The organism is Enterobacter chinensis (genome assembly GCF_034008295.1).
GTDB lineage: Bacteria > Pseudomonadota > Gammaproteobacteria > Enterobacterales > Enterobacteriaceae > Enterobacter > Enterobacter chinensis.
This window is the reverse complement of the sequence record NZ_JARDVI010000003.1, coordinates 433402-455024: the sequence shown is the minus strand read 5'-3', so window position 1 is coordinate 455024 and position 21623 is coordinate 433402. Positions and strand designations below refer to the sequence as shown.

General features: G+C 54.2%; 19 protein-coding genes. 8 read left to right on the top strand and 11 right to left on the bottom strand.

Translation table 11 applies throughout. The features are described 5' to 3' along the window. Window positions 1–16: 16 nt before the first annotated feature. The 4 genes from thyA to rppH form a co-directional block, all read right to left on the bottom strand. A complete protein-coding gene (gene thyA / locus PYW49_RS11500) occupies window positions 17–811 on the bottom strand; it encodes a thymidylate synthase (RefSeq protein ID WP_320386471.1) in 795 nt (264 codons plus the stop codon). A 6-nt stretch (window positions 812–817) separates the two neighbouring features. Continuing rightward, the gene (lgt, locus tag PYW49_RS11495; protein WP_047347987.1) at window positions 818–1693 is read right to left on the bottom strand and encodes a prolipoprotein diacylglyceryl transferase; all 876 of its coding nucleotides are present in this window, start codon (window positions 1691–1693) and stop codon (window positions 818–820) included. Window positions 1694–1886: 193 nt separating this feature from the next. Beyond that, window positions 1887–4133, bottom strand: a complete 2247-nt coding sequence (gene ptsP / locus PYW49_RS11490; protein ID WP_320386470.1) for a phosphoenolpyruvate--protein phosphotransferase — start codon at window positions 4131–4133, stop codon at window positions 1887–1889. A 12-nt stretch (window positions 4134–4145) separates the two neighbouring features. Next, complete coding sequence (rppH, locus tag PYW49_RS11485) at window positions 4146–4676, bottom strand: RNA pyrophosphohydrolase (RefSeq protein ID WP_029883214.1); 531 nt, start codon at window positions 4674–4676, stop codon at window positions 4146–4148. A 683-nt stretch (window positions 4677–5359) separates the two neighbouring features. Here rppH and mutH point away from each other — a divergent pair. The 3 genes from mutH (at window position 5360) to PYW49_RS11470 (ending at window position 7571) form a co-directional block, all read left to right on the top strand. Further along, window positions 5360–6052 (top strand): DNA mismatch repair endonuclease MutH, encoded by a 693-nt coding sequence (gene mutH, locus PYW49_RS11480; RefSeq protein WP_134348856.1) that lies wholly within the window; start codon window positions 5360–5362, stop codon window positions 6050–6052. 128 nt (window positions 6053–6180) lie between these two features. Beyond that, the gene (locus PYW49_RS11475) at window positions 6181–6399 is read left to right on the top strand and encodes a YgdI/YgdR family lipoprotein (RefSeq protein WP_008499668.1); all 219 of its coding nucleotides are present in this window, start codon (window positions 6181–6183) and stop codon (window positions 6397–6399) included. A 131-nt stretch (window positions 6400–6530) separates the two neighbouring features. Then, the gene (locus PYW49_RS11470) at window positions 6531–7571 is read left to right on the top strand and encodes an NADP(H)-dependent aldo-keto reductase (RefSeq protein WP_134348855.1); all 1041 of its coding nucleotides are present in this window, start codon (window positions 6531–6533) and stop codon (window positions 7569–7571) included. 106 nt (window positions 7572–7677) lie between these two features. Here PYW49_RS11470 and lplT read toward each other — a convergent pair whose 3' ends face one another. After that, on the bottom strand, window positions 7678–8871 hold the full coding sequence (lplT, locus tag PYW49_RS11465) for a lysophospholipid transporter LplT (protein ID WP_134348854.1): 1194 nt from the start codon (window positions 8869–8871) through the stop codon (window positions 7678–7680). Further along, a complete protein-coding gene (gene aas, locus PYW49_RS11460) occupies window positions 8864–11023 on the bottom strand; it encodes a bifunctional acyl-ACP--phospholipid O-acyltransferase/long-chain-fatty-acid--ACP ligase (RefSeq protein ID WP_134348853.1) in 2160 nt (719 codons plus the stop codon). The genes lplT and aas overlap by 8 nt, the downstream gene beginning before the upstream one ends. A gap of 425 nt (window positions 11024–11448) precedes the next feature. Between aas and galR the strand changes: the two genes are divergently transcribed. After that, entirely contained in the window at window positions 11449–12465 is a 1017-nt protein-coding gene (galR, locus tag PYW49_RS11455; RefSeq protein WP_047347980.1) for an HTH-type transcriptional regulator GalR, read from the top strand. On the opposite strand, the gene PYW49_RS11450 is transcribed toward galR, so the two are convergent. From PYW49_RS11450 to PYW49_RS11435, 4 genes are all read right to left on the bottom strand, one after another. Then, window positions 12426–12902, bottom strand: coding sequence for a GNAT family N-acetyltransferase (locus tag PYW49_RS11450; protein WP_320386469.1), 477 nt, complete (start codon window positions 12900–12902; stop codon window positions 12426–12428). The two genes, galR and PYW49_RS11450, sit on opposite strands and share 40 nt — an antisense overlap. Further along, complete coding sequence (locus PYW49_RS11445) at window positions 12899–13672, bottom strand: GntR family transcriptional regulator (protein ID WP_320386468.1); 774 nt, start codon at window positions 13670–13672, stop codon at window positions 12899–12901. The genes PYW49_RS11450 and PYW49_RS11445 overlap by 4 nt, the downstream gene beginning before the upstream one ends. 91 nt (window positions 13673–13763) lie before the next feature. Next, window positions 13764–15191: a glycoside hydrolase family 1 protein gene (locus PYW49_RS11440; RefSeq protein ID WP_320386467.1), complete on the bottom strand. Its 1428-nt coding sequence runs from the start codon at window positions 15189–15191 to the stop codon at window positions 13764–13766. A gap of 7 nt (window positions 15192–15198) precedes the next feature. Next, window positions 15199–16524 carry a PTS sugar transporter subunit IIC gene (locus tag PYW49_RS11435; protein WP_134348850.1) on the bottom strand — a complete coding sequence of 442 codons (1326 nt, stop codon included), beginning with the start codon at window positions 16522–16524 and terminating at the stop codon, window positions 15199–15201. A gap of 300 nt (window positions 16525–16824) precedes the next feature. Here PYW49_RS11435 and PYW49_RS11430 point away from each other — a divergent pair, with 300 nt between their 5' ends. Then, a complete protein-coding gene (locus PYW49_RS11430; protein ID WP_320386466.1) occupies window positions 16825–17862 on the top strand; it encodes a LacI family DNA-binding transcriptional regulator in 1038 nt (345 codons plus the stop codon). Here PYW49_RS11430 and lysA read toward each other — a convergent pair. Beyond that, window positions 17832–19094 carry a diaminopimelate decarboxylase gene (gene lysA, locus PYW49_RS11425; RefSeq protein ID WP_045285829.1) on the bottom strand — a complete coding sequence of 421 codons (1263 nt, stop codon included), beginning with the start codon at window positions 19092–19094 and terminating at the stop codon, window positions 17832–17834. The genes PYW49_RS11430 and lysA overlap by 31 nt on opposite strands. 121 nt (window positions 19095–19215) lie before the next feature. On the opposite strand from lysA, the gene PYW49_RS11420 reads away from it, so the two are divergent. From PYW49_RS11420 to PYW49_RS11410, 3 genes are all read left to right on the top strand, one after another. Further along, window positions 19216–20130 carry a LysR family transcriptional regulator gene (locus PYW49_RS11420; protein WP_320386464.1) on the top strand — a complete coding sequence of 305 codons (915 nt, stop codon included), beginning with the start codon at window positions 19216–19218 and terminating at the stop codon, window positions 20128–20130. A gap of 237 nt (window positions 20131–20367) precedes the next feature. Further along, the gene (locus PYW49_RS11415; protein WP_320386463.1) at window positions 20368–21075 is read left to right on the top strand and encodes a fimbria/pilus periplasmic chaperone; all 708 of its coding nucleotides are present in this window, start codon (window positions 20368–20370) and stop codon (window positions 21073–21075) included. 28 nt (window positions 21076–21103) lie between these two features. After that, window positions 21104–21598, top strand: coding sequence for a CS1 type fimbrial major subunit (locus tag PYW49_RS11410; RefSeq protein ID WP_134348847.1), 495 nt, complete (start codon window positions 21104–21106; stop codon window positions 21596–21598). Window positions 21599–21623 lie beyond the last annotated feature (25 nt).

The window sequence follows — 21623 nt, the reverse complement described above, 5'->3', positions numbered from 1 at the left end:
GTCACGCTTTATCGCATCAGATAGCAACAGGTGCTTTGATGCCAGGGTGCGGGTCGTAACCTTCAATCTCAAAATCATCAAAGCGGTAATCGAAGATTGACGCCGGTTTGCGTTTGATAATCAGCTTCGGCAGCGCGCGCGGTTCGCGCGTCAGCTGGAGATGCGTCTGCTCCATATGGTTACTGTAGAGATGGGTGTCCCCACCGGTCCAGACGAAATCACCCACTTCCAGGTCGCACTGCTGCGCCATCATGTGGACTAACAGCGCATAGCTGGCAATGTTAAACGGCAGGCCGAGGAACACGTCGCAAGAACGCTGGTAGAGCTGACAGGAAAGCTTGCCATCCGCCACGTAGAACTGGAAGAAGGCGTGACACGGCGCCAGCGCCATTTTATCCAGCTCGCCCACGTTCCAGGCAGAAACAATGATTCGACGCGAGTCCGGATCGTTTTTCAACTGGTTCATGACGGTCGTGATCTGGTCAACATGGCGCCCGTCAGGCGTTGGCCACGCGCGCCACTGCTTGCCGTAAACCGGGCCAAGGTTACCGTTTTCATCTGCCCATTCGTCCCAGATTGAGACGTTATTTTCGTGCAGATACGCAACGTTGGTATCGCCTTGCAGGAACCAGAGCAGTTCATGAATGATCGAGCGCAGGTGGCAGCGCTTTGTCGTCACCAGCGGGAAGCCTTCTTGCAGATTGAAGCGCATCTGGTGGCCAAAAATGGAGAGCGTACCGGTACCGGTGCGGTCGTTTTTTGGCGTGCCCTCATCGAGCACTTTTTTCATCAATTCAAGATACTGTTTCATGGTTCCTCAGGAAAGCTGTTGCTGTGGACGACGACGATACGCCCAAATCATCATAATGGCACCCGCGACAATCATCGGAATGGAGAGGATCTGCCCCATGCTGATGTACTGTACCCATTCGCCGGTAAACTGCGCATCCGGCTGACGGAAGAACTCGACGATAATACGGAATGCGCCATAGCCAATCAGGAACAGGCCGGACACAGCTCCCATTGGACGAGGTTTGCGGATAAACAGGTTCAGAATGATAAACAGCACCACGCCTTCCAGCGCCAGCTCGTACAGCTGAGACATATGGCGCGGCAGAACGCCGTAGGTGTCGAAAAGGGACTGCCACTCCGGATGCGACGGCAGCAGCGCGATATCTTCTGCTCGGGAGCCCGGGAAGAGCATCGTGTACGGCACGCTCGGGTCGACGCGGCCCCACAGCTCACCGTTGATGAAGTTACCCAGACGACCAGCGCCGAGACCAAACGGGATCAGCGGTGCGATAAAATCTGACACCTGGAAGAAGTTGCGTTTGGTGCGTTTGGCAAAAATCACCATCACCAGGATCACACCAATCAGGCCGCCATGGAAGGACATGCCGCCGTCCCACACGCGGAACAGATAGAGCGGATCGTTCAGGAATACCGGGAAGTTATAGAACAGCACATACCCAATACGGCCACCGAGGAACACGCCGAGGAAGCCCGCATACAGCAGGTTTTCAACTTCGTTTTTGGTCCAGCCGCTGCCAGGACGGCTGGCGCGACGGCCAGCAAGCCACATGGCAAAAATGAAGCCCACCAGGTACATCAGACCGTACCAGTGAAGCGAAACAGGTCCTACTGAGAAAATGACCGGATCAAATTCCGGAAAATGCAGATAACCACTGTTCATCTGTCACCACAAGATGTTGTTATTCCGCTGAAAGTGGACAGCGGTAGAAATGCGATTCTGCCGTAAGCAGAGGCTCCAAAGTTGCGAATCATAGCATAAGGCGGGCGCGGAGGATGCGCCAGAGATGTAAAAGATGTGTATAGGGTTTTATGCGCGCTGGTGCCCCCTCCCACAGGGAGAGGGCGAAAGACGATTAGCGGCCGCCGCGGATCAGGCCGCCCATACCGCGCCGTTCCATAAACGCAGCGACCTGATGACGGACCTCAGCGGCCAGCTGCGCATCAAGGCTGCGTTCAGCCAGCTCGCGGGCGTCGTCGATATCGATATGCCGCAACAGATACTTCACGCGTGCAACGGCGCGGCCGTTCATCGACAGGTGGCGATACCCCAAACCAATCAGGATCGCGACGCACATTGAATCCCCCGCCATTTCACCGCACAGGCGTAAATCAATGTCGTGCTGCTCCGCTTCTCGGGCAATCATCGCCAGCGCGCGAATGATCGCCGGATGCAGGCTATCGTAGATACTGGCGACGCGGGTATTGTTACGGTCAACGGCCAGAATATATTGCGTCAGGTCGTTCGTGCCGACGGAGATAAAATCGACACGGTTTGCCAGCTGCGGCAGCATGAAGACCATGGAAGGCACTTCGAGCATCACCCCAATTCGCGGTTTCGGGATCGCATAGCCAATCATCTCTTCCACTTCACGGCCCGCACGTTCGATCAGTCGACGTGACTCGTCGATCTCATCAATGCTGGTGACCATCGGCAGTAAGATGCTGAGATTGCCCGTCGCCGCGTTGGCGCGCAGCATGGCGCGCACCTGGATCAGGAAGATCTCAGGCTGATCGAGCGTAATGCGGATCCCACGCCAGCCCAGACACGGGTTTTCTTCGCTGATCGGCATATAGGGCAGCTGTTTATCTGCCCCGACGTCAAGGGTACGCAAGGTGACAGGTTTGTCGTTAAACATCTGCAGCATTCCCTGATACTGCGCCACCTGCTCCTCTTCGGAGGGAAAACCGCTCTGCAGCATGAACGGGATTTCTGTACGGTATAAGCCTATACCGTCAATGCGGCTGCCGAGCTTTTCTTCGTGCTCGGGGCTTAAACCGGCATTGAGCATGACTTTGATCCGCTCACCGCTCTTAAGCTGTGCGGGCAGGTTAACGTCATCTTCTGCCAGCTTGCTTAATTCATTCTCTTCGCTGATAAGACGCTGGTATTCCTGGAGCAGAACCGGCTCAGGATCGACCAACAGCTCACCGCGGTAGCCGTCGACCACCAGCGTACGGCGATGCAGTACCGACGGCTGGATATCCGCCCCCATAACGGTGGGAATACCCAGCGCGCGCACCATAATGGCGGCATGTGAGTTGGCTGCACCATCGCGCACCACGACACCGGCCAGCCTGTCCTGAGGCAGTTCAGCCAGCGTCGTTGCTGAGAGTTCGTCTGCGACCAGAACAAACCGTTTTGGCCAGGCATTCGCCCCCTGAATGGTGTCATCAAGGTGGAACAGCAGGCGTTGTCCGAGGGCCCGCAGGTCCCCTGCCCGCTCTTTCAGGTAACCATCGGTCAGCGCCGCGAATTGGTCGGCAAATTTTTCGATAACCTTCTTAACCGCCCACTCCGCGACCGAGCCTTTATCCACTTCTGCAAAAAGCTCACGGCGCAGACGCGCATCAGAGAGCAGGTGCGAATAAAGGTCGAAGATGGCCGCCGTCTCTTTTTGCGCGCCTGCGGCAAAACGCTTGCTGTAACGACGAAATTCATTCGCCGCCTCTTCCAGCGCGGCGGTAAGGCGCTCGCGCTCAAGCGCTTCATCAAGCGTAGAGGCTTCGTAAACCTGCTCCATTAACGGCAGCGTGGCGTCCATCCAGCCTTCGGCAATCGCCACGCCTGGCGATGCCGGAAGGGCACGAATGCGCGTATGGCGGTACTGGCCAAAAAGCGCGGCAAGCTGAGACTGGGAGAGGATCGCCGCCATCTGCGTGGCCAGCGTCACGAGGAAAGACTCTTCGCTTTCATCGTACTGACGTAGCTCACGCTGCTGGACAACCAACACGCCGAGCAACTGGCGACGCTGGATAATCGGCACGCCAAGGAAAGCGCGGAAGCGCTCTTCTTTTACGGAAGGGATGTATTTAAAGCTGGGATGTTTTTGCGCGTCAGCAAGGTTGATAGGTTCAGCCAGCCGTCCAACCAGGCCCACAATACCTTCGTCAAATGCGAGCGTGACGGTGCGTCCACGTGGTTTTTTCAACCCACGGGTTGCCATCAGGTAATAGCAGCGCCGATCGTGGTCGGCCAGATATACCGAACAGACCTCGGTCTCCATAGCAAGACAGATGTCAGTGACCAGAATATTCAGCGCCTCGTTCAGACGCGGAGCACTGGCCACCTTCTCGACTATTTCTCGCAAGCGGGTGAGCATGATTTGCGTAGCTTAACCTCTTTTACGTCGCCAGGCAGGTGTGCTCTGCGGCTTAGGCGGGATCTCCTGAAGCTGCATCACCACACTTGCAAACTCTTTCATCACCCTACGGTAAACATCGCGTTTAAATGACACGACCTGACGAACAGGATACCAATAGCTAACCCAGCGCCAGCCATCAAACTCCGGCGTACTGCTGGTTTGCATATTGATGTCTGAATCGTTGCCCACCAACTGCAACAGAAACCACTTCTGTTTCTGGCCGATACAAACCGGCTTTGTGTCCCAACGCACCAAACGTTTCGGTAACTTGTAACGCAACCAGTTGCGGGTCGAAGCCAGGATGCGAACATCTTTACGGCTTAAACCGACCTCTTCAAAAAGCTCCCGGTACATCGCTTGTTCTGGGGACTCTCCCGGATTGATCCCGCCTTGCGGGAACTGCCAGGAGTGCTGACCATATCGCCGGGCCCACATTACCTGGCCCTGACGATTACAAATTACTATTCCTACGTTCGGGCGGTAGCCATCGTCATCAATCACCGGACTACCCCAAACTAAACCTTATATATGAATGATTGTTTCACACTACAGGGAGGCGGTAAACCACTCTCTTACAGGGCTGCAACCTAATAACATTTGAATAACTCACAAATAAGTGCTGAGTTATGAACAGATGAGCGACAGTGAAGGGAATTTTATTCACCTTTTCTGTGGATATAGTTGTGAAGAAGTGTCTAATTACCGATGAACAACCTTCATCACCGCCTGACTCCCTCTTAAATCATATTTATGTAAAACCATTATTTTCATATAGTTATACACGTTTTCATCTACAAAAATCAGAATAGCGTGACGATCATCACATCAGGGATCGTCGTGCTGATGAAAGATCGAACAGCGTCGGTTTTATCCACAGATTGTGCCAATAAGTTAGTCACAATTTGTCTGAAAATTCGATTTTCATCGCACGTCAAGGCTGTAAATTGAAACAGTAGTCAGGGTTATACCCAGTTATCCCATTTTTCTGTGGATAACATGGTGTAAGATCCTGTTCATTGTCAGTGACCAGATTTGAACAACCCGTTTTCTGACGCGAGTGAAACGATTTCAAGCCGATAAAAAATCCTATAAATCATAGAGATGTCATATTGGTACAGAAAAAGTTAAACTCCATCCACAGGGGACAAATTCTTCGTTTATTTTTTAATCAAAAGGTTACCTCCATGCATCCGCTTACACCCTTGCTCTTACCTCCCTCTAGCGAGAACCTGTTGCTACAGCAGGCACAGCGCCTGGCAGGCTTTTCGCTTGGCGAGCTGGCGGCAATAGCGGGGCTTCAGATCCCGAAGGATCTGAAACGGGATAAAGGCTGGATCGGCATGCTGCTTGAGTTGTGGCTGGGTGCCAGCGCAGGGAGCAAACCTGAGCAAGATTTTGCCGCTCTTGGCGTAGAGTTAAAAACCATTCCTGTAGACCGCCAGGGGAAGCCCCTTGAAACCACCTTCGTCTGTGTTGCGCCATTAACCGGCAATACTGGCGTGACCTGGGAAACCAGCCACGTTCGCCACAAGCTAAAGCGCGTCCTGTGGGTACCGGTTGAAGGTGAGCGTCAGATCCCGCTGGCTGACCGCCGCGTTGGCGCACCGCTGCTTTGGAGTCCGAACGACGATGAGGAACATCAGCTGCGTCTGGACTGGGAAGAACTGATGGACATGATTGTTCTTGGGCAGGTTGAGCGCATCACCGCCCGACACGGAGAAGTGTTACAGCTGCGCCCAAAAGCGGCCAATAGCAAAGCGCTCACCGAGGCAATCGGTGCACAGGGCGAGCCAATACTGACCTTGCCGCGCGGTTTTTATCTCAAAAAGAATTTCACCGGCGCGCTTCTTGCCCGCCATTTTCTCTTAAAAACATAGTTTTTTACTTATTTTGCGAGCTCTCAAACATAATCACCTGGTTTTTAAGATTTTACCGCTTTCTCCTCTTGCTATATCGGGTTAAAACTAGACTATGATTTGATACGAGCCAGATGAGGACGATAACGATGAAAAAATGGGCAGTGTTAGTTTCAGCAGTCGGTTTAGCATTTGCCGTATCGGGCTGTAGTAGCGATTACGTCATGGCGACAAAAGATGGTCGAATGATCCTGACTGACGGTAAACCCGAAGTCGATGATGATACCGGTCTGGTCAGCTACCGCGACCAGGAAGGCAATAAAATGCAGATCAATCGCGACGAAGTGTCGCAAATTATCGAGCGATAATCAGAGAGAGGTCAGTAGCTTGCTGGCCTTTTTGATTTTTTTCTTCCCCTTTTGCTTCCCCTCTGCCATGTTTATATTCCTTTGTCGGGTACACCCTGACGCGGTCTATATGTCTTATGAGGAAGCCGGCTATGCATTATCACCGTATCCCCCACAGCGCACTGGAAATAAGCCAACTGGGGTTGGGCACGATGACATTTGGTGAACAAAACAGCGAAGCCGATGCCCATGCTCAACTCGATTATGCCGTCAGCCAGGGCATTAACCTGATTGATGTCGCAGAGATGTACCCTGTTCCGCCACGTCCGGAAACGCAGGGACTTACCGAAACCTACGTCGGTAACTGGCTGGCAAAACACGGTAACCGTGAAAAGCTGGTGATTGCCTCAAAAGTCAGTGGTCCCGCGCGCAACAACGATACCGGGATCCGTCCGAACCAAGTCCTCGATCGCAAGAATATCCGCGCCGCGCTGGATGCAAGCCTGAAGCGTCTGCAAACCGACTACCTCGATCTCTACCAGGTGCACTGGCCACAGCGCCCAACCAACTGCTTCGGTAAGCTCGGCTACAGCTGGAATGAGAGTGCCCCCGCCGTTACGCTACTGGAAACGCTGGAAGCGCTGACCGAGTGCCAGCGCGCGGGAAAAATTCGCTATATTGGCGTGTCTAACGAAACGGCCTTTGGGGTAATGCGCTATCTGCACCTGGCGGATAAACACGATCTGCCTCGCATCGTCACCATCCAGAACCCGTACAGCCTGCTTAACCGCAGCTATGAGGTAGGCCTGGCCGAAGTGACGCAATATGAAGAAGTGGAACTGCTCGCCTATTCCTGTCTCGGCTTTGGCACGCTGACGGGGAAATACCTGAACGGCGCAAAACCGGCCGGAGCGCGTAACACCCTCTTTAGCCGCTTTACCCGCTACAGCGGCGAGCAGACGCAGAAAGCCGTTGCAGCCTATGTGGATATCGCAAAGCGTCACGGTCTTGACCCTGCGCAGATGGCGCTTGCCTTCGTGCGTCGTCAACCGTTTGTTGCCAGCACCCTGCTGGGCGCGACCACCCTGGAACAGCTGAAAACCAATATTGAGAGTTTCCATCTGAACCTGAGTGAAGAGGTGTTAGCGGAGATTGAAGCGGTGCATCAGGTATACACATACCCGGCACCATAGCTGGACGCTTTTGCCGGGTGGCAGCTTCGCCTGACCCGGCCTACGTTTCGTGATGTTTGCTGATTTTGCAGGCCCGGTAAGGCGAAGCTGCCACCGGGCATAGAGATCAACGGCGACGCTGCCAAAGCCATAATCCGGCAATCGCCAGTGCGAACAGCCCACCAAATCCGACGCCAATCCCCACAACCGGCACACCGACTTTTACCGCCAGTGAATAGAGCCCCAGCATCAACAGCATCGCCAGGTTTTCACCCAGGTTTTGTACCGCAATAGCATTCCCCGCCCCAACGGTCTGCTTGCCACGTTCCTGCAGTAACGCGTTCAGCGGTACCACAAAGAAGCCCCCCAGAATACCAATCAGGACAAGGAGGACATACGCAGGCAATAAAGCATGCTGCAGCGAGAAAATAAGCACCACGACGCCAATCAGGATCCCTGCCGGCATGCAGCGCGCTACCGTTTCTAGCGTCACCAACTTCGCCGCAGCACCTGCCCCAACCACAATGCCGATAGCCACCATTGCATTGAGATAGGTCGGCGTCGCGTTGTCAGTGATCCCCAGCGCCACCGGCACCCACAGGACCAGCAGGAAGCGCAGCGTAACGCCCGCGCCCCAGAACATACTGGTTCCCATCAGGGAGAAACGCGTTTCACCGTTACGCCACAGCACACGGCAGGCATTAAAGAAACTGCCGGTCATCGGTTTAAAGCGCCAGGATTGCCCCGGGCGAGCCACCGGGAGTTTCGGAATGAACAGGTTAGCGACGACCGCGCCGCCATATACCACCGCACACACGCCCAGTGCCGCCAGGACATGCCAGTCGGCCAGTACGCCGCCCGCAACGGAGCCGAGCAGGATAGCGGCAATAGTTGACGACTCCATCAGGCCATTGGCTTTCACCAGCTTATCGCCCGTGGTCAGTTCTCCGAGGATGCCATACTTCGCCGGGGAGTAGGCGGCGGCGCCAATGCCCACCAGCGTGTAGCCAATAAACGGATTGAAACCAAAGCAAATACTGGCGGCGCCCAGCAGTTTGAGACCGTTGGCAAACATCATTACCCGGCCTTTAGGGAAACTGTCCGCCACCTGCCCCACAAACGGAGCAAAGACAATGTAAGCGCCCACAAACACCATCTGCAGGATCGGCTGACTCCAGTCGGGGTAAAACTCAGCTTTCAGCAGCGCCAGAGTGGCAAACAACAGCGCGTTATCGCCGAATGCAGAGAGAAACTGTGCGGCAATAACGGCCATCATGCCTTTTGACCGGAGCGATGTGTTAGTGTGTACTGACTCACGCATTTTGCTGTTCCGCCTCTTCAACCATGCCTTTCAGGGTCACGAAATCGGGCTTCCCGCTCCCCAGCACCGGGAGCTGCTTCAGGTAGCGAATATCGCGCGGCACTGCCAGTTCAGGAATACCATGTTCACGCGCATAGCTAAGTAACCTGTCGCGCTTAAGCTCGCTGTCTGTCGTGAACAGCACCAGCGCCTCACCTTTGCTGATATCACTCTTCACCACGGTTGCATGCATCTTATCGGCGGATACAGCTGTCGCCAGTTGCTCAACCATTTCCAGAGAGACCATTTCGCCGGCAATTTTGGCGAAGCGTTTTGCGCGTCCCTGAATCTGAACAAAGCCTTGTTCATCAAAACGGACAATATCACCGGTGTCGTACCAGCCGGTTTCAATCTCGCCGTTGACGTTTTCCGCTGTCGGCACCTCCAGCCGGCCTGGGTTTTCCACGCGCAGATAACCGTTCATCACGTTTGGCCCCTTCAGCTGCAGACGGCCACCGTCCTCAATGCCCGGCACGGCCAGCAAACGCGCGTCCATCCCCGGCAGAATTCGGCCAACCGTACCCGGTTTCGCCGCCATCGGTACGTTAATCGAGACCACGGGCGCACACTCGGTAACGCCATAGCCTTCAAGAATGCGCAGGCCAAACTTGTCCTGCCAGATCTGACGCGTGCTCTCCTGCAGTTTTTCCGCGCCAGCCACCACATACCGCACGCGATAGAAATCATACGGATTGGCAAAACGCGCATAGTTACCCAGGAAGGTTGAGGTCCCGAACAGGACGGTGCAGTTACGGTCATACACCAGCTCAGGCACAATGCGGTAATGCAGCGGGCTTGGATAGAGGAACACTTCTGCGCCGGTTAGCAGCGGCGTAAACAGCCCCACCGTCAGGCCAAAGGAGTGGAACAGCGGCAGCGCCGACATAAAACGGTCATCCGCAGTAAAGTCGGCAATGCTTTTGATCTGCTCAACGTTAGCCAGAATACTCTTGTGGCTATGGACAACGCCCTTCGGGTTGCCCTCTGAACCCGACGTGAAGAGAATAATCGCGTCATCTTCCGGCTGCTGTTTGACCTGGGCCAGACGCGGCATCAGCAGGTGAGCAAAAATCCACAGCTTGTCGCCGGTGGTCACGTCCGCTTTCAGATCTTCCAGGAAGACCCAGCGCACCTGGGTGAGCTGCTCGGGAAGATGCCACAGTTTGCCTTTGTCCAGGAACTGACGGGAGGTAAAGACGGTATTAATCTGAGCGGCGGTAATGGCGCTGGTCAGCCCTTTAACACCCGCCGTATAGTTCATCATTGCCGGAATACGGCCCCGTGAAACCGCACCAAAAATCACCGCCGCGCTGATGCCCGCGTTAGGCAGCATCAGGCCAATCTTTTCGCCCTGCTTGCTGTACTTCTCAAGAATACGGCCCACAAACAGGGTTTTGGTCAGCAGTTTGCGATAGGTATCCGGGGTAAAGTTGATGTCTTCGATACAGTTTTTCTTCGCGCCATAGCGGTGCTGCGCGGAAAGCAGAGATTCGTACAGCGTTTCGCGCGGGCGAACAGCCATACGCGCTTCCATCATAATCTGATGCAGCATTTCCCCGGCGATTTTACGGCGATCGCGGGCACGCGGCGCATCGGGCATCGGTAGCGACGTTGGCGGCAGAAGATGCAGCGTGATTTTTGGGAACAGACGCTGTTTCACCAGCCCCTTCAGACGGCTGAAATGGGTCAGCTCTGCCCCTTCAATACGCAGCGGCACCACGGTCGCTTTTGACTTCGCCGCGACAAACCCCGCGCCATCGTAGATTTTCATCAGCGAACCGGTCACTGAAATGCGCCCTTCCGGGAAAATGACCACCGGACGCCCCTGCTCTACCAGACGCACCAGATGCTTAATCATCATCGGTTTTGTCGGGTCGAGCGGCACAAAATCAATCAACGGCGTGAGCCAGCGCATGTACCACTGCTGGCTAATGGAGGTATACACCGCAAACACCGGACGCACGGGCAAAAACAACGCCAGCAGGATGCCATCGATAAAGGAAACATGATTTGGAGTGATTAAAACGCGTTCGCCACGAAGCGCCTGGGCATCGCCAGTGACGCGGATGCGAAAGAGAATACGGAAAAGTGTACGGAAGAACCCAAATAGCATCTCAACTCCCTTTGCCAGCCAGTGTGGAGGGTTGATAGTAAATGGTGGCAGATTACACGAGAAGTGATACGGGAGCGACAGCAAAAATGGAGGCGAAAAAAAACCTGCGCATCCGCGCAGGTTGGTGCAAGAGATGAGTACGAAACCGTACTAAGAATTCTCACCAATCAATACCTCTGGGATCTCGACTGTATCAATCTCGTTAACATCCTCGCTATCGGATAATCGCAACAGCCTGAGGCAAAGTGTAACTAAAGGTTCAGAATGACATTTTCCAGACATGACTACGCGTGTAACGATTACACTATCAGGGTTGTCCTGCGTCACGTTTGTGGAGAACGGAAATCCACTCCCCTTGAATGCGCGCCACTTTTCCGCAACACTATTTGGTGTGTAAACGCTTACCCCCAATAAGAAGGTAATGAATGGCGACAATAAAGGATGTGGCCCGTCTGGCAGGTGTGTCGGTGGCAACCGTCTCGCGTGTGATTAACAACTCCCCAAAAGCCAGTGACGCATCACGCCAGGCGGTACAAAGCGCCATGGAATCCCTGAACTATCATCCCAATGCCAACGCCCGCGCACTCGCCCAGCAGTCCACAGAAACCATTGGGCTGGTGGTGGGCGATGTTTCTGACCCCTTTTTCGGCGCGATGGTAAAAGCGGTTGAGCAGGTTTCTTATCAGACAGGTAATTTTTTGCTGATCGGCAATGGCTATCATAATGAACAAAAAGAACGCCAGGCCATCGAGCAACTGATCCGCCACCGCTGCGCGGCGCTGGTTGTTCACGCCAAAATGATCCCGGATGCCGAACTGATTCATCTGATGAAGCAGATCCCCGGGATGGTAATCATCAACCGTATTATTCCCGGGTTTGAAAAACGCTGCGTAGCGCTCGACGACCGCTACGGCGCGTGGCTTGCTACCCGTCATCTGATTCAGCAGGGGCATACCCGGATTGGTTATCTCTGTTCAAATCACCCAATTTCTGATGCGGAAGACCGCCTGCAGGGCTACTACGATGCCCTGCGTGAAAACGGTCTGCCGTGCAATGACCGTCTGGTGGCCTACGGTGAGCCAGATGAGAGCGGTGGTGAACAGGCCATGACCGAGCTGCTGGGCCGCGGACGGAATTTCACGGCGGTGGCAAGCTATAACGACTCCATGGCCGCTGGGGCAATGGGGGTGCTGAATGACAATGGGGTCGAGGTGCCGGCAGAAATCTCGCTGATTGGCTTTGATGATGTGCTGGTCTCCCGCTACGTACGCCCTCGCCTGACCACCGTACGCTACCCTATCATCACGATGGCGACACAGGCCGCAGAGCTGGCGTTAGCGCTGGCAGAGCAACGCCAGCCGCCGGATATTACCCATCTCTTCAGCCCAACCCTGGTGCGCCGTCACTCCGTTGCGTCGCCTGCAGAAGCGCAGAGCGAATAGCGGTAAAGGTGTACCGTCTTGTTCGGGTATTCGAGCGCATCGCCAATGTACTGCCAGCCGTAACGTTCATAGAAGTCACGGCAGGCAGACCACAGGTAGAGCTCCTCGTACCCGGCCTGCCCGGCGCAGGTCATAACATGCTGCTGAAGCTGCCCCGCCAGCCCTTTTCCGCGCGCCGCGTCGTCGACGTACAGCGCCGCCAGCCACGGAAAGAGATCCTGTCGGGTGATTAAATCGCAGCGCCAGAGCCCCACAGTGCCGAGAAGTTGTTCGTCTTCTATGGCAATAAATGTCAAAGGTAATGCCCCCGGCGTCTGGCTGTGCTCTATGATGCTGTGGAAAAATTCCCGAGGAAGCCCCTCGCCAAAGGCCTGCCAGATCCAGTCTGTCACCTGCTCCGCATACTGAGGCGCGGCGTAAAGAGGCACAATCGTCATACCAGTTTCCCCTGGAAAATCGGTACGGACTCAAACAGATAGCCGTCAAAATCTGGCGCATCTTCATCCGAGAGTTCAAGTAAGCTCTTTTTGACATTTTCGAGATGCTGGAACATCGCCTGCCAGGCCCCCATCACGTCACGACGACGGAGCGCCGCAAGGATAGTTTGCCTGTCGCCCAGCCATTTCAGACGGTATGCACGGCTGGCGATGTGTACATTAAACTGCTGCCATAGCGGGCTGCTGTCCATGTGGTGCCAGATGCTTTCCACCGTCGCCAGCAGCATCTGGTTTTGCGTTGCGCCCGCCAGCACCAGGTGGAACATCTTGTTGTTATCCTGGCTGTTATCGTCGGCGGCTATCGCGCGCTGCTCCTGCTCGATGATTCGGCGCAGGTTGTCGATATCGGCGCGCGTCGCCATTTTGGCGGCAAACGCGGCAATGTTGCTCTCAAGAAGCTGGCGCGCCTGCAGGATCTCAAACGGCCCCACGTCGCTGTTAAGAAAACGCTCTTCTTCGTCTTCGTGTTCTTCCGGGATGCGCATGACATACACGCCAGACCCCTGACGGATATCTACCGTACCCTGTAACTCCAGCATCAGCAGCGCCTCGCGCACGATGGTGCGGCTCACGCCATACGTCTCAGCGATATTTCGCTCCGGCGGCAGACGGGAACCAACGGGGTAGTGCCCCTGGATAATCTGCGCCCGCAAATCCTCGCCAATTTCCTGGTACTGTTTTTTTTCCGGCAGGATGACAGCCTTATCCACGTTACCACCTGTTTTTTTCAGTTAATGCGCAGGCCGGGCGTCCTCCCGGCCAGTTTGTGCACTATTTTACCAGAACCCGCATGGTTTTCGCTTACTTCGATTCATCGTCAACGCTGAGCGTGAGGACGCGCGTATCGCGCAGCTGACGAAACCAGGTTGCCGATTTTTTCGCGCGCCGGGCGCGGTTGTTCCCGAGGTCGATCTCAATCAGCCCGTAGCGGTTTTTAAAAGCATTCATCGGTGAGACGTTATCCGTGAACGCCCACAGCATATAGCCGTGGCAGTTCGCCCCCTCCTCCCGCGCCAGCAGCGCGTAGTAAAGGTGCTCGCTGATAAACACAATGCGGTAGCTGTCGTCGATGATGCCGTCATCGTTGCGAAACTGCGCTTCGTTTTCCACGCCCATCCCGCTCTCCGCCACGAACCAGTCGATGTTGCGGTATTCCTGTTTAATCCGCATCGCCATGTCGTAGATAATGCGCGGGTAAATTTCCCAGCCGCGGGAGGAGTTCATCCGCCGCCCCGGCAGCTCAAACGGCTCGTAGTAGTAGGCCGGGTGGAACGGGGTTTCCGGGTGCCAGGCACGGGAAGGCGCTTTCACGCGGTGCGGGTAATACAGGTTGATTCCCAGCTCATCAACGGTGTTTTCCGCTATTAGCGCCAGCTCGTCTGCCGTGTAGTCCCACTGAACCTGATGCTGTTCCAGCAGGATAAAAAGCGCCGATGGATAATGCCCGTGCACCAGAGGATCGAGAAAAACGCGGTTGTAGAACAGATCGTACATTTCTGCCGCCCGCACGTCATGCGGCGCGCGGGAGCGCGGATAGGTCACTTCCGGATTAAGGATACAGCCCACCGAGCCGCGGTAGCCTTTGGCGCGAAACAGCTTCACAACTTTCGCCGTCGCCAGCACCTTGTGGTGATTCCACTGCATCCAGGTGCTGGTGTTCTGCTCATACGGCCAGCGCAGCGCGTCAAGATAAACACGGGTCTGGACCACAATCGGCTCGTTGAAGGTAAACCAGCGGGTCACTTTGCCGTGGAAGCGTTCAAACACCTTCTCCGCATAGTGGACAAACAGCTCAACCACATGCTTCGACGCCCAGCCGCCGTATTTTTCAAGCAGCACGCCGGGAAGTTCGTAATGCTCCAGGCAGATCATCGGCTCAATGCCCTGACGGTGCATTTCATCGAACAGGGCGGCGTAATACGCGGCGTACTCCTCATCTACCGTCACGTTTTCATAATCGGTCAAAAAACGGGACCAGTTTATCGAGGTCCGGTAGTGCGTCAGCCCTGCCTGTTTCATCAGCGCCACATCTTCGCGAAAGCGGTTAATAAAATCGGTTGCCACCGCCGGGCCATAACCGTTGTGCCAGACGTGACGATCGTTCTTGTACCAGAGGTCTATCCACGAATCCTGGCCCGGTTTTTTGCCGCTCCAGCCTTCGGTTTGCCAGGCTGACGCCGCCGCGCCGAGAATAAAGTCCTGCGGAAGAGTTATCTTTTTTATGCTCATTGCATCCTCACACGTTATCGGTGGCTTGCTGCAGCGCGGCCTGTTCTGCGCGGCGTGAGGCAATCTTCACAAACGGCAGATAGATAATGACGGCAGTGACGATGCAAATAAGCTGGGTGATCACCGCCCCCATCGACCCTGCGGTGGAAAGCCAGGCGTTAATCAGCGGCGGTGTAGTCCACGGCACCATCACCACGGCTTTACCGGCAAAACCGGTTACCGTCGCAAAGTAGCCAATAGATCCGGTCACCAGTGGGGTGATAATGAAGGGAATAGCGAGGATCGGGTTAAGCATGATTGGCATGCCGAAGATCACCGGCTCGTTGATGTTAAAGATGCCGGGGCCGATAGAGAGTTTGGCAATCTCCTTCATCTCTTTACGTTTGGTGCCGATCATGACCGCAATCAGCAAACCGATAGTGAGCCCCGAGCCACCGATGCTCATATACACGTCCCAGAACGGCATGGTGATGATGTTAGGGACCTCTTTACCCTGCTCAAAGGCGCTCATGTTGACGGTGATCGCCCCCAGCAGCAGCGGCTCGCGAATAGGCTTAATCATCTGGTTGCCATGGATCCCAATCACCCAGAACAGCTGAGCCACAAACATCAGCAGCAGAATGCCCGGCAGACTTTGCACCACGCGCTCCAGCGGCTGTTGCACCACCTGATAGACCGCATCGTAAAGATACATGCCCGTGATTTGATGGAATACGAAACCAAATGTGGCAATGGCAGTGGTCGTGATGATCGCCGGGATCAACGCGGAGAACGACGCGGCCACGTTAGGCGGCACGGTATCCGGCATTCTGATCTTTAGCCCTTTGCGGTTTTCCAGCCAGCAGTAGATTTCTACAGAAAGAATGGCGATAAACATGCCGAGGAACAGGCTGCGGGTATCGGAGAACTGACGCAGAAGGACATCCTTCACCACGTGCATTTCGCCATCCACCAGCATTTCTACCGTAGTCGGCGTCACGCAGATAAAGCAGATCACCGCCAGGAGACCGGGGAACAATGATTTTATGCCGTTAATACGTCCCAGTTCGATGCCAATTAAAAACACCGCGCCAATATTGAGGAAATTCAGGGTCGCGTAATTAAGCGCACTGGTTATGGGTTTTAGCACCGCGAGGAATGACAGGGACTGGAAGCTCGCCAGGCCGTTTTTCGGATCCAGTACCATGTTGGAGATCAGCACAGAAAATGCGCCAACGATGATGACCGGCATTAAGGTAATGAAGGCAGACTTGATCGCCATAATGTAGCGATAGCTGTTGAACCTGGTGGCGAAACTGCCCAGAGCGTCGATCAGTTTTTCCTGTAATGCCATAGGGTAATACCTCAGTAAAAGGGCTTTTATGGAATAAGAGGGTCAGCCGGATACTATTGGCATACCAAAAATAGCTTTAAGGGGCTTTACGTTCTGTGATTAAGCTCTCAACGAGGCAAGAGGTATTCCAGATGAATATTTTTGACCATTTTGGCATACCACTTAAAGACGTTTATCCCGCGCTGAACGATCCTTACCAAAAAGCGTGATCGTGGCAGAATTTTTGCGCCTCCCGCGTCGCTTATACGCCGTGAGGTCTGTGTTAAACTGCAGACCATTACGTGGAATCAGGAATGTAGAATGGCAACAATGCTGGATGTCTCACTGCGTGCGGGCGTGTCAAAGGCCACGGTATCGCGCGTGCTGAACGGCACAGGTCAGGTTAAAGAGAGTACGCGCCAGCAGGTGTTTGCTGCGATGGAAGAGCTGGGCTACCGCCCAAACTTTCTCGCGCGCTCGCTGGCCAACCAGACCAGCAACAGCATTGGTCTGGTCGTCTCCACCTTCGATGGCTTTTATTTTGGTCGCCTTCTGCAACAGGCGTCGCGGCAGACCGAAACCCACGGGAAGCAGCTTATCGTCACCGACGGCCACGACGCGCCGGAACAGGAAGAGCAGGCGGTGCAGATGCTGGCCGATCGCCAGTGCGATGCCATCGTGCTTTACACGCGCTATATGAGCGAAAAAGCGATCATCAAACTCATGAACACCGTGCAAACGCCGCTGGTGGTCATTAACCGTGAAGTCAGCCTGGCACCGGATCGCTGCGTGTTCTTCGAACAGCAGGATGCCGCGTTTAAGGCCGTGGATTACCTGATCAATCAGGGCCACCGGGAGATCGCCTGTATCACCGTCCCCATCCACACCCCCACCGGGAAAGCGAGGCTGATGGGCTATCGCAAGGCGCTGGAAAAGCACGGCATACGTCTTGACGAACGTCGGATAAAGTACGGCGATGCGGGAATGACGCGGGGATATGAGCTATGCAAAGAGTTGATTGCCGACGGCGTTTCGTTCAGCGCCCTGTTTGCCTGTAACGATGATATGGCGCTGGGTGCGTCCAAAGCGTTGCACCAGGCGGGGCTGAAAATCCCGCAGGATATTTCACTGTTCGGCTTTGACGATGCCCCAAGCGCGAAATGGCTGGAGCCTGCGCTCTCATCGGTGTATCTGCCTATCGACAATATGATTGTCACAGCCATCGATCAGGCGATCCGGCTGGCAAAAAACCAGCCGGTCGATGCCATCCCGCCGTTTACCGGTACGCTGGTATTACGCGATTCGGTCACCATCGGGCCCTACTTTACTCAAACAAGCTCCAGCGCCAGCAGCTCCTGAATGGTCTGGCGACGTCGGATCAGCCGTGCCTTGCCGTTATCAAACAGCACTTCAGGCAGCAGCGGGCGGCTATTGTAGTTAGATGACATAGACGCCCCGTAGGCTCCGGTATCATGCAGCACAAGATAATCACCCGGTTTGACCTCTGGCAGCGCGCGGGTTTCTACCTTGCCGCCTTCCTGCTGGGTAAACACGTCGCCCGACTCACACAGTGGCCCCGCAACGACCGTCTCAACGCGCGGCGCCTGCGTTAAATCGCGGCCGTCGGCAGCCAGCGCGGTAATGTGATGATAGCTGCCGTACATCGACGGACGCATCAGATCGTTAAAACCTGCATCAATCAATACGAAGTGGCGAGACCCCATCTCTTTCACGCTGCGCACCTGCGAAACCAGTACGCCGGCCTCGGCCACCAGGAAACGACCCGGTTCAATTTCCAGCTTCACCGCGTGGCCCAGATGCGCGGCGATTTGGTCACGCGCGGCGCTCCACAGGCCGTAATAGTGATCGGTATCGATCGCCTCTTCCCCTTCGCGATAAGGAATAGAGAGACCGCCGCCGGCAGAGATCGCCTCCAGATCCTGACCAAAATCAACCACCTGGCGTACCATCGCACCGCAGACCTGCTCAAGGTGGCCATAATCCACGCCTGACCCGATGTGCATATGAATGCCCACCAGCTTCAGGTTGTAACGCTGGAGCACCTCCAGCGCGGCAGGCATATCGGCATACCAGATCCCATGCTTGCTGTTTTCACCGCCGGTGTTGGTTTTTTGGCTGTGGCCATGGCCAAAGCCCGGGTTCACGCGCAGCCAGACGCGGTGGCCAGGGGAAACCTGTCCAAGCTGCTCCAGCATATCCACAGAACCCGCATTCACCGGGATCTGCAGTTCGTGGACGCGTGCCAGGGTGGCATCGTCGATGACGTCGGCGGTAAAGACGATCGCATCGCTGTCGGCTTTCGGATCGAATCCGGCCGCCAGCGCGCGCTCGATTTCGCCGAGCGAAACAGAGTCAACCTTTACCCCCTGCTCACGCATCAGGCGCAGAATATGAATATTGGAGCATGCCTTCTGGGCAAAACGCACCACGTCAAACTGATGCAGTGCCGCAATCTTCTCGCGAACGATCTGCGCGTCGTAGACCCATACGGGGCAGCCAAACTCGGCAGGCAGGCGCAGCAGGTTATCGGCGTTCAAATCTGTATCAGTCTGGTTCAGCGGGCGTGGCATGGTCTTCTCCGGGTAAATGCGTTTTGATGATTACGCCACAGTGCGAAGAGAATAAAAAATATCGTTTTATCTCGAGTCTATGCAAAAATGATATGGATGTAATTACATTTTCAGGTGCCCTATGCCCGCCGTCAACTTACGCCATATCGAGATTTTTCATGCCGTCATGACCACCGGCAATCTCACGGAAGCCGCGCAGATGCTGCATACCTCGCAGCCGACGGTCAGCCGCGAGCTGGCGCGCTTCGAGAAGGTGCTGGGGCTGAAGCTGTTCGAACGTACCCGTGGCAGGCTTCACCCGACTGTACAGGGGTTGCGCCTGTTCGAAGAAGTGCAGCGTTCGTGGTACGGGCTGGACAGAATAGTGAGTGCAGCGGAAAGCCTGCGCGAATTTCGCCAGGGCGAGTTGTCCATCGTCTGCCTGCCCGTCTTTTCGCAATCGTTCCTGCCCATGCTGCTGCAGCCTTTTCTGGCGCGATATCCGGAGGTCAGCCTCACCATCGTGCCGCAGGAACCTCCCCTGCTGGAAGAGTGGCTTTCGGCACAGCGTCATGATTTAGGCCTGACGGAAACGCTCGCGACGCCTGCAGGTACGGAGCGCACGGAGCTACTCTCTTTAGATGAAGTCTGCGTGTTACCCGTCGGACATCCGCTTGCCAGTAAAAGCGTGCTGTCACCGGCAGATTTCCATGGTGAAAACTACATTAGCCTTTCGCAGACCGACAGCTATCGACAGCTTCTGGATACGCTATTTGCCGAGCATCAGGTGAAGCGCCGGATGGTGGTAGAGACGCACAGCGCGGCGTCGATTTGCGCCATGGTGCGTGCAGGCGTTGGAATATCGATCGTCAACCCGCTGACGGCTCTGGACTATGCACAGAATGGAATTATTCTTCGCCGCTTCAGTATATCCGTCCCGTTTAACGTCAGTCTTATCAGACCATTACATCGCCCTTACTCGGCGCTGGTGGCTACATTTTCAGATTTTATGATTAAGGAAATCCCTAAACTAATCTCACCCTTAATCAAAATATAATTCATATTGAGTGTTTTACGGTTACATTTAGTTATCCTGTTGAAATTATTATAACAACATGTAATTCAAAACATCTTGCATTAAATTATCTTAAACATAATATTATTTTAATTAAACCCATCCTTGTTTTTTATCTATATACTTCCTCTATCGAACTTACCGGGTGAGCATATAATATTATTCACCCTATTATTCATCATGGATATGAATAATAAGCAGCATCTACAGGGAGCGTTTATGAAACTTTACTATCTATTCGGGTGGATTCTGGCTGCGACTATCGTGCCAGCCGCTCACGCCAATATGTCTGTCTACCCTATGGCTGTGGATATGAACGACCAGGGCGAAGGCAGTGTCCGAGTTATTTCCAGAACAAATGAAGTTCAATATATTAAATCGACTGTACTCAGCATCTCCGGCCGCAATACACCGCAGGAAAAAGAGATTGAAGCCCCTGTTGGCGGTGCTACAGGTCTTGTAGTCATGCCACCAAAGTTCGCGCTTCCAGCAGGCTCCAGCAAAATGGTTCGTCTGGTATCAATGGAACCCGTACAGGAAGAAACCACCTGGCGCGTAAAATTTGAAGCGGTACCACAATTGGATGATGAAGCAGTTGCGGATAAGAGTGTTAAAACGCAACTGACGTTAAATTTGATTTGGGGTGTATTAGTTAGTGTGCCCCCTGCACACCCTCAACTTAAAATGAGTTTGCAATCTGCGGGGCAGATCAGAAACGACGGTAATCAACGTTTTAAAATATTAAAAATCGGTTTGTGTAAAAAGTCACAAACTGAAAAAGATTGTGTATGGCAAGAAGTTAATCAGAATATTTATCCTCGTGCCAGTTTTACACCAAAGAACATATTGAATTATGACAAGGTCGTTATTCAATATTGGGACTGGATTGGCAAGTCAACCAATAAAAAAGACTTTGCAATTCGTTAATTTGTTTTATTAAATGGAATATTAGTAAATGAATCGTGTTATTACCAAATCCTTACTCGCGCTGGCAATGTTTTCTGTGATGGGCTCTGCAATGGCGGTCCAGAAAGATATCACCGTTACAGCTACAGTTGATGCGGCGCTGGACATGACCCAGTCAGACGGAACTGCACTGCCAAAAAATATCGACATGCAGTACTTCCCAGGAACAGGTCTGGCACCCGTTTCACTACAGACTAAAATCTGGGCAAACGATGTTGCTAAAGACGTGAAAATGCGTCTGGCAAATGACTTCACTCTGGTGAATAACCTGGGCGGCGCAACTGTACCGATGTCGGTGAAATGGGGCAACCAGGTTCTGACTACGACTGATGCGACAATGAAAGCAACCGATCTGTTCCCTAATACCAGCACAGCGCTGAAAACTGGCTCAGTAGCCAAACCACTGCTGATTTCTCAGGCTACACAAGAAGCCCTTGAAACCGGTACATATCAGGGTGTTGTCAGCATCTATCTCTATCAGTAATCCGTGAAGCAGTACCCTAATGAAT